Annotated in this window: 6 protein-coding genes; 1 reads left to right on the top strand and 5 read right to left on the bottom strand. The window is 55.7% G+C overall.

Going from position 1 to position 6,834, the window contains the following annotated elements:
* Nucleotides 1-141: 141 nt before the first annotated feature.
* From tnpA to DWZ01_RS10370, 4 genes are all read right to left on the bottom strand, one after another.
* A complete protein-coding gene (tnpA, locus tag DWZ01_RS10385) occupies nucleotides 142-600 on the bottom strand; it encodes an IS200/IS605 family transposase (RefSeq protein WP_055287554.1) in 459 nt (152 codons plus the stop codon).
* 371 nt (nucleotides 601-971) lie between these two features.
* The gene (locus DWZ01_RS10380) at nucleotides 972-1,409 is read right to left on the bottom strand and encodes a hypothetical protein (RefSeq protein WP_117848961.1); all 438 of its coding nucleotides are present in this window, start codon (nucleotides 1,407-1,409) and stop codon (nucleotides 972-974) included.
* A gap of 501 nt (nucleotides 1,410-1,910) precedes the next feature.
* On the bottom strand, nucleotides 1,911-2,744 hold the full coding sequence (locus tag DWZ01_RS10375; protein ID WP_117848959.1) for a PBECR4 domain-containing protein: 834 nt from the start codon (nucleotides 2,742-2,744) through the stop codon (nucleotides 1,911-1,913).
* A 437-nt stretch (nucleotides 2,745-3,181) separates the two neighbouring features.
* Entirely contained in the window at nucleotides 3,182-4,078 is an 897-nt protein-coding gene (locus DWZ01_RS10370; protein WP_158557032.1) for a BspA family leucine-rich repeat surface protein, read from the bottom strand.
* A gap of 310 nt (nucleotides 4,079-4,388) precedes the next feature.
* On the opposite strand from DWZ01_RS10370, the gene DWZ01_RS10365 reads away from it, so the two are divergent.
* On the top strand, nucleotides 4,389-4,826 hold the full coding sequence (locus tag DWZ01_RS10365; RefSeq protein ID WP_158557031.1) for a DNA-binding transcriptional regulator: 438 nt from the start codon (nucleotides 4,389-4,391) through the stop codon (nucleotides 4,824-4,826).
* Between the two features lie 91 nt (nucleotides 4,827-4,917).
* Here the strand turns inward: DWZ01_RS10365 and DWZ01_RS10360 are convergent, their stop codons facing one another.
* Entirely contained in the window at nucleotides 4,918-6,405 is a 1,488-nt protein-coding gene (locus tag DWZ01_RS10360; protein WP_117848953.1) for a site-specific integrase, read from the bottom strand.
* Between the last annotated feature and the right edge of the window lie 429 nt (nucleotides 6,406-6,834).

Here is a 6,834-nt window from a genome sequence, read left to right as displayed (position 1 = left end):
AATCAGAACCACCCTTAAAAAGGGTGGTTTGCTCTTAGGGTATAACCCACGGGCCCCGGGCTCGCGTCTAAAGGCGCGGGCCCGGACTTCGTCCAGGCCTAGTGCGTCTTGACCCGTGGCGCGCCGGTCGAACCGGCGGCATCACCCCCTCTTGAAGGGGTCCTCGTACTCCTTCACGCTCAGCTTGTCCAGCGCGATGTCGTGGGACTCCTGCTCCCTGATGTACTTGGCGATCGTCGCCTCGTTCAGGCCGACGGTGGACACGTAGTAGCCCTCCGCCCAGAACTTCCTGTTGCCGAACTTGTACTTGAGGTTGGCGTGCCTGTCGAATATCATCAGCGAGCTCTTCCCCTTCAGGTAGCCCATGACGCTCGCGACGCTGTACTTCGGCGGGATCGCCAGCAGCACGTGCACGTGGTCGGGCATCAGGTGCCCCTCGATTATCTCGATCCCCTTGTACTCGCACAGCTTCCTGAGGATCTCCCCTATGTCGCTCCTGATTTGGTTGTAGATCACTTTGCGCCTATACTTCGGCGTGAACACGATGTGGTACTTGCACATCCACTTCGTGTGGGAAAGGCTGTAGGCCTTCTGGGCCATGGCGACCACCCCTTCGACTCGAATTCTTGACGGCCTGAACAATCGTCAATATCGGTCGGAGGGGTGGCTTTGTAAAGCCGTTTGTCTCCACCCGCGTAGCGGGTGGTTTAAAGCTGGCCGCTGCGCGGCCAGCAGACTAAAGTTTTGAAAAAAACAAAGGGGTGCCCGTAATGGCACCCCGTGGCATAACTGGTCGTTATTATTGTTTTCACCCGAAGATAGGAAACTCGCTATCGTCGGCTGCCGAACTGCATGCCTATCGTGCTGCTGGACTACGGGGCTGCCTGGTTACCGAGCCACATTGCTACCAAGCCACATTGCTACCAAGCTATCTGGCTATTGGGCTGCAACACTCTCCCGCAGGTCGCTGGCTACTTATCGATATCCTCGCTGCGCCCAACCGCGCGAGAATCATCCATCGGGTCATCGATGGCAGAGCTTGCTCGTTCGCAAATATGGTCGAGCGATTCCGAATGGACGTCTTCCGCCGCAGTTTTCTCATCCCATGCGCTGGTGACAATTTGGCAGGCAGCTTCGATACCGGAGATTGAGCTCTCATAGGTAGATTTGAAGTCTTCGATGATTCGGTCGACCGAGGGAGCGTCCGGGCATCCCGCGGCGATAAGTGCCTCCTCGACCGGATCCCAGCTGTAGACGAGATCGCGGACTGCAGACATCCAATCGCTGGCAGAGTCCATATCTTTGCCGCGCAGGTCGATGTTGAGTATGAGGTCGTAACCGGTAAGGTCTGTTTCCCGCTCGATTTCCAGATATCCGAGATTGCGTACGTCTCGTCGGAGACGGTCCATCCTTCCGAATCGAGGGCATCGGCAATCGCTTCGTGAAGCGAATCGAATTCCCGAACGCACTCTCTTTGCTTGGAGAATCCATCGCAGATGCGTTCGACCCTGTCAAGCCAATTGTCGAACGGTTCGTTGCAGGCCAGTTCGAACATCTCTGCGATAGCCTCGCGGGCGGACGGGCTTGACTCGCTGTAGAGCTTGAGGACGCTCTCTCCAAGGCCGGCGAGGTTATCGGATGGAACAATGCTGTTGTTTACGGCTGTATCGCGTGCGCTGTTCGGTAATGAATCGAGTTTCTCGATAATCTGGCTGACGGAACTTTCGGTAGCGGGAAAACCCATATCGACCTCCAATGAGTACTGACCATATCCAGACGTTAGCAACCTATTGGGCAGAACGAGACAGCGGGACAAAGGTAGCGACATGCAGGCATACACCGTTACGCGACTACCGTGCTACACGAATACAGGGCTACATGGCTACACGCATAGCCGCCTGCCCACGTAGCTACCTACCGCTCTTATCGGCGGGGGAGTGCGACAGTATATTCCTGAAGCTCTCTCGCCGCCGATTGAGCTCATCGAGTTCGTGAGCGAGGGCGGTTTTGTCCTCGAACAGGTCGTCGAGATTCATATCCTTATCAGGATCCAAGCCCATGATCGTGTCCATGATGACCGGATAGGATGTCCGGAGGGTATCGGTATCCCCGAAGCTGCGGATGATGAATCCGAGGCTGTCGCGGCTGGATTCGAGCAGTTGATCGTTGACGTAGAGAAGGGTGTCGTAGCCTTTTGCCGATGCGTCTTTGCTGAGCATGGCGACGATAGGCATTCGCTCACCGCTTGACTTCTTGTCTACTTTTTCGGGTTTCAGAAGCTGCAGGCTACTCGGCACATAGCAGGATGAGCTGTGATATTCGGCATTTACCTTTAGGCACCCGATGGCGAATTGTGCTGCAACGCCCGATATCCAGATCTCGGCGTTGACTCGGGTTGATAGGGGGTCGACCTTGCTGACATGGGTGGCGGAACTGGCGAAGAGATTCATCATACGTGCCGCCAAGGCTTTAGAGGGGAAGTATTGCGAGAGCGAGCTTCCCAAGTCACGCGGAGTCAACGTCCCAGCGACCGCTTTCTTATAGAGTACCCACGGTTTGACATGGCATTGCCCGATATCAATGCCGACGAGATAGTTGAAGCGTTTCTTTGAAAAGGCTACCTCGAGCATGCGGGTGTTGCCTTCCTCTCCATAGCAGATGAGGAAATCCTTCCCGCAGAGATTGCGGTCGTATCCTTTGGCGAGATTGGAAATTCGCTGTACGTCTCTGTTGTCGGCTTTCATAAAGTCCTCCTTGTCTTTTCGACAAGGATTGACCGGACAGTGGAAACCCAGCGAGTCATGCCGCAGCGGTATTTGGCAAGCGCGAACCGGATGCCAAAAAAGAGGGAGGGGTGCAAAGCCCCTCCCTCCGGACAGCCTATATCCCGGTTTACTGCCTGCCAGTCAGCTCTCCCCGAAAGCATCGGGGCGCTGCGGGGTCGAACCCCTATACATGGGAAGTTCTATCGCGGCCATGCCCGCTATGCGTGTAGACGCACACCACGCCGAACGTCAGGTTTACCAGCCGGGGCTGAACTCTCGTTCGAGAGCAAGGATATTATAGCATCTACAAACCCGGAATGTCCTGACACATTTGAATACAATCGAACTACCCGGCTACACAGATACACGGTTACGGAGCCACAGAGCTACATGGCTACGTGGAAAGGATACGGGGATCATTTCGCTGCCCAAACCGTTGGCGCGATTACGCTAGGAGCACCAGCATTGAAGAGATCATGCCGTATGTTGGCGGAGATGTTCCAATTAGTGCAGTCGAGGGTTAGAGAACGACAGTTGAAGAACATCCTGTGTACATCCGTGATCTTTGAGAAGTCCATATTGCCGAAATTGATACTTTCGAGATTAGAGCAACTTGAGAACATAATGCCAGTGGCAGTTGGGAAACCTTTCCATCCTGCGAAACTGACGTTTCTGAGTGAGTAACAACCCGTACACATCGACTCCATGCAGTCGAGTCGCGCTACATTCATCCCAGAGAGGTCGAGCGCGGGCAAGGACTCACAGTGCCAGAATGAGTGCTGCCAATTGGCGCATGCTGACATATTGAGTCTCTTGAGATTGACGGATTTCATTGCAGTGAAAAATTGGAACCAAAATGACAGGCTGTACGGTTTGATCCCAAAATCGACAACGCAAACGGATTCGATCTCGCCATGGTGCTCATACCAAGGAGTGTTAGCTGGTCCATTGTTTACAGAGGAATGCTCAGCATCCCAAGTTGCGGAATAAAAAGCTGTCTCGAACCCCGTATAAACCGCCGTGACCCTGCGACTGTTCAGCATGTCACCGACCTTGGGCAGACCCTTCCGCTTGTAGAACATGAGGCTGTGGTCGTCCTCGGAGTACACGGCGAACGCCGTACCGTTCTGTGGGTCCACGATGTCGGCATCGGTCAGCGTCCCGTTGCCGCCGCCGATGCCGCCCGACTCCCAGCTACCCTTGTTGATCCCGTTGCCGAGTGTCCCCGCCACGAGGTTGAACTGGTTCCTGATTGCAGACGAGACCCACGGCCCCGCGATCAGGACCACCAGGCCGATGATCGCGATGACCAAGACGTACTCGATAGTTGACTGCCCTTTCAGGCGGCGGGTAAATCTGCGAGATACCCCCCCCCGAAAGGAATTTCCGCTGCATGCATGTGCGGCTCCCTTCGGATTGGATTGCAAGACCGTCTCCAGCTTATGAATAAGCCGTTCAGGACGCATGCTCTTGCCGCGGCGGCAACACTTCAGAGATATCCATACCTTCCTGCACACTTCAAAGAGAAATCGATTCGATTGGCAGCCACATGGCAACCCCAATGCCGCGCCCGGATGAAAGCAGGAAGTATGAGAAGAATCGATATGAGAGGAGTAAATAGAAGTGGCAAGAGGAAAAGCTGATTTCAGGGCTCAGCGCGAGCAGCTCGGACTCACACAGCAGGACGTGGCGGATGCTCTTGAAATCAATATCAAGACCGTCAAGAGCTGGGAGGACCCCAAGCAGACGAGGTATCGCATCTCTAAAGCCGCATGGCGATACCTAGACCGAGCGCTTGATATGCAGGCGCAACAGGTGGCATTCGCCTGCTACGTAGTTGAAAAGCGGATTGAAGAGCTCGGCAGAGAGCCGGCTGCGGTATCGATAACGTACTACAGGGACCAGGCCACATACGACCGATTCGGTCGAGAGGCGGGTCCGTTCGGTCAGGCGAACGCGACCGCCAATGCAATCGCATGCGAGCTTGAGCGCACGGGCATTAAGGTCAAGTTCCGCTATCCCGATGACAGCGCGATACCGACCCCGAGGAGCAACTACTGATATCAACAGAAAACAATGGGCATTCCCCGCTAATCGGGGGATGCGCCTTACCAGACAGTGTCCAGAACCGTCACCGCCGGCGGTCTTTATATCAAAGTACCGTCGCCTCGGTCGGGATCGCGCCCAGTACCGCCGCATACTCGGTGGGGTAGAGCCGGCTGATCGTCTTCACGTCGCGGATGACGATATTGCGGTCGTCTGGCTCAGTGATGCCGTACCCGAATGCCTGGAGCGTCTCGATAGCCTCCTGGATACGCTGCTGGAACATCGGACCCGGATCGACTCGAAGTCCGAGGTAGCCGCGCCACAGGCACGGCGAGACGCGGAGCATATTGTGAATCTTGGAAATCGGCTCGATGTCGGCGTAGACGTTGAGGGTGACCATGGCGTCCTTGTGTCCCAAGATCGATTGAAGTGCCTTGATGTCGCCGCCTTGGCGGATCCACTGCGTTGCGAAGGTATGGCGAAGGCCGTGGAAGGTGATCAGCTCGTCGTTCGTCCCCATGAGCGCATTGGTCTCGGAGAACGTCTTGAACGCCCTGCGGATATAGCTGGTTGTCGCGAAGGTCGCGCCCGGCTCCGAGAGGATGTAGCAATCCCCGATTTCGACCGAGCCGGTAAGCCCGCGCAGGCGTAACTTTCTGAGGTCTAAGTCATAAATCTCCTTCAGGAAGGGGAGAAGGCCCACGGGGTCGATAGGGATTGACCTGCAGTCATGGGTCTTGGTGTCCTTGATGAAGGACCCCATCCCCTTCGCATATGCCACCGAGTGCCTGACCGAGATCGACCCCGCTTCGAGATCCACGTCACACCACCGCAGGCCGCAGACCTCCCCGATGCGCATACCAGTGTGCAGGGCGAGCACGACCGCGCGTTTGAAACGGGAATCGGGCATCATGGAGCAAATGGAGTTGAGCTTCGGCACGAGGTCCGACCTGAGCGCGTTGCGCGGTTTTCCCATGATACGGGGTGCAAGCGCACCGTCGAACGGGTTCTTCCCGATTGTGTCGTTGCTACGCTTGACGAGGACGGTGTAGAGGCGCTTTCCCAATTTAAACGCCTTGTTGAGCGTGTCGGGGGCAGTCCCGAGCGCGATCCTGCGCGTGGACCATGCGTTGATGTCGTCGGTCGTCACCTCGTTCACTGGGATCGTTCCCAGCTCATCGCGCTCGATGTGCAGGGCGCTGAAGTGGTAGTCGTCTCGCGTGGTCGGGGTTATCCGGTTCATCTGCAGGCAGAAGTCGATGAACTTTTCGAGCGCGGCGCTCAAGGGGAGAAGCGCGTAATCGTCCGCCTCGAGCCTCGCCTGCCGTTCCTCGACTGCTGCCCTCAGTTCCTCGATTTCGGCGAGTTCCGCCTCGATCTCGTGCCTAAAATCCGCGAGCGCATCGAGGGCGGCCTTCTTGCCGCGGGTGCCCTCGGCAAAGCACGCGATGCCCGTGTTCCTCGTCCTCTGCGTGCGCTCACCCGACCCCTCGTCGACGAGGGTGACGATGGCCTGCCACTTCCCCTTGTTCTTCCTGACGGATCCGTTTCCACATATGCGTAAGTTCTTATTGCAGTCTTTTTCGTTTGCCATGATTCTCCCCAAAACACTTTTTGATTCCAGATAGACATTTCTGCCTGCGAAAACCCGAGTGCTGTCGATTCTGGGCGCTCCGGAGTCACCAGAGAATCAACAGCTGCACCATGAGTTTGTAAGTCGAATTATAACGAGATGTAGAAACCTGTGTTTACCTGCGTTAATTTACATATGCGGAAACAGCTTACATGCGCTATTTGCGCGTGCTATAATAAAAAAACCACAGGTAGAGCCAAAAATAGGGGTCTGGGGGTCAAGGGGTCGCTGGTTCGAATCCAGTCGTCCCGACCAGAAGTTTGCAGGTCAGGCACCTAGTGCCTGACCTTTTTTGTTTTAAGCAATTGCTTAATTTTGATTTTCAAGACTTTAGTCCGCTGGCCGCGCAGCGGCCAGCTTTAAACCACCCGCTACGCGGGTGGAGACAAA

The sequence above is a fragment of the Collinsella sp. AF28-5AC genome, from assembly GCF_003457875.1.
Taxonomy (GTDB): domain Bacteria; phylum Actinomycetota; class Coriobacteriia; order Coriobacteriales; family Coriobacteriaceae; genus Collinsella.
Note: the sequence above shows the minus strand (reverse complement) of the source record. Positions and strands in the feature narration are given on the sequence as shown.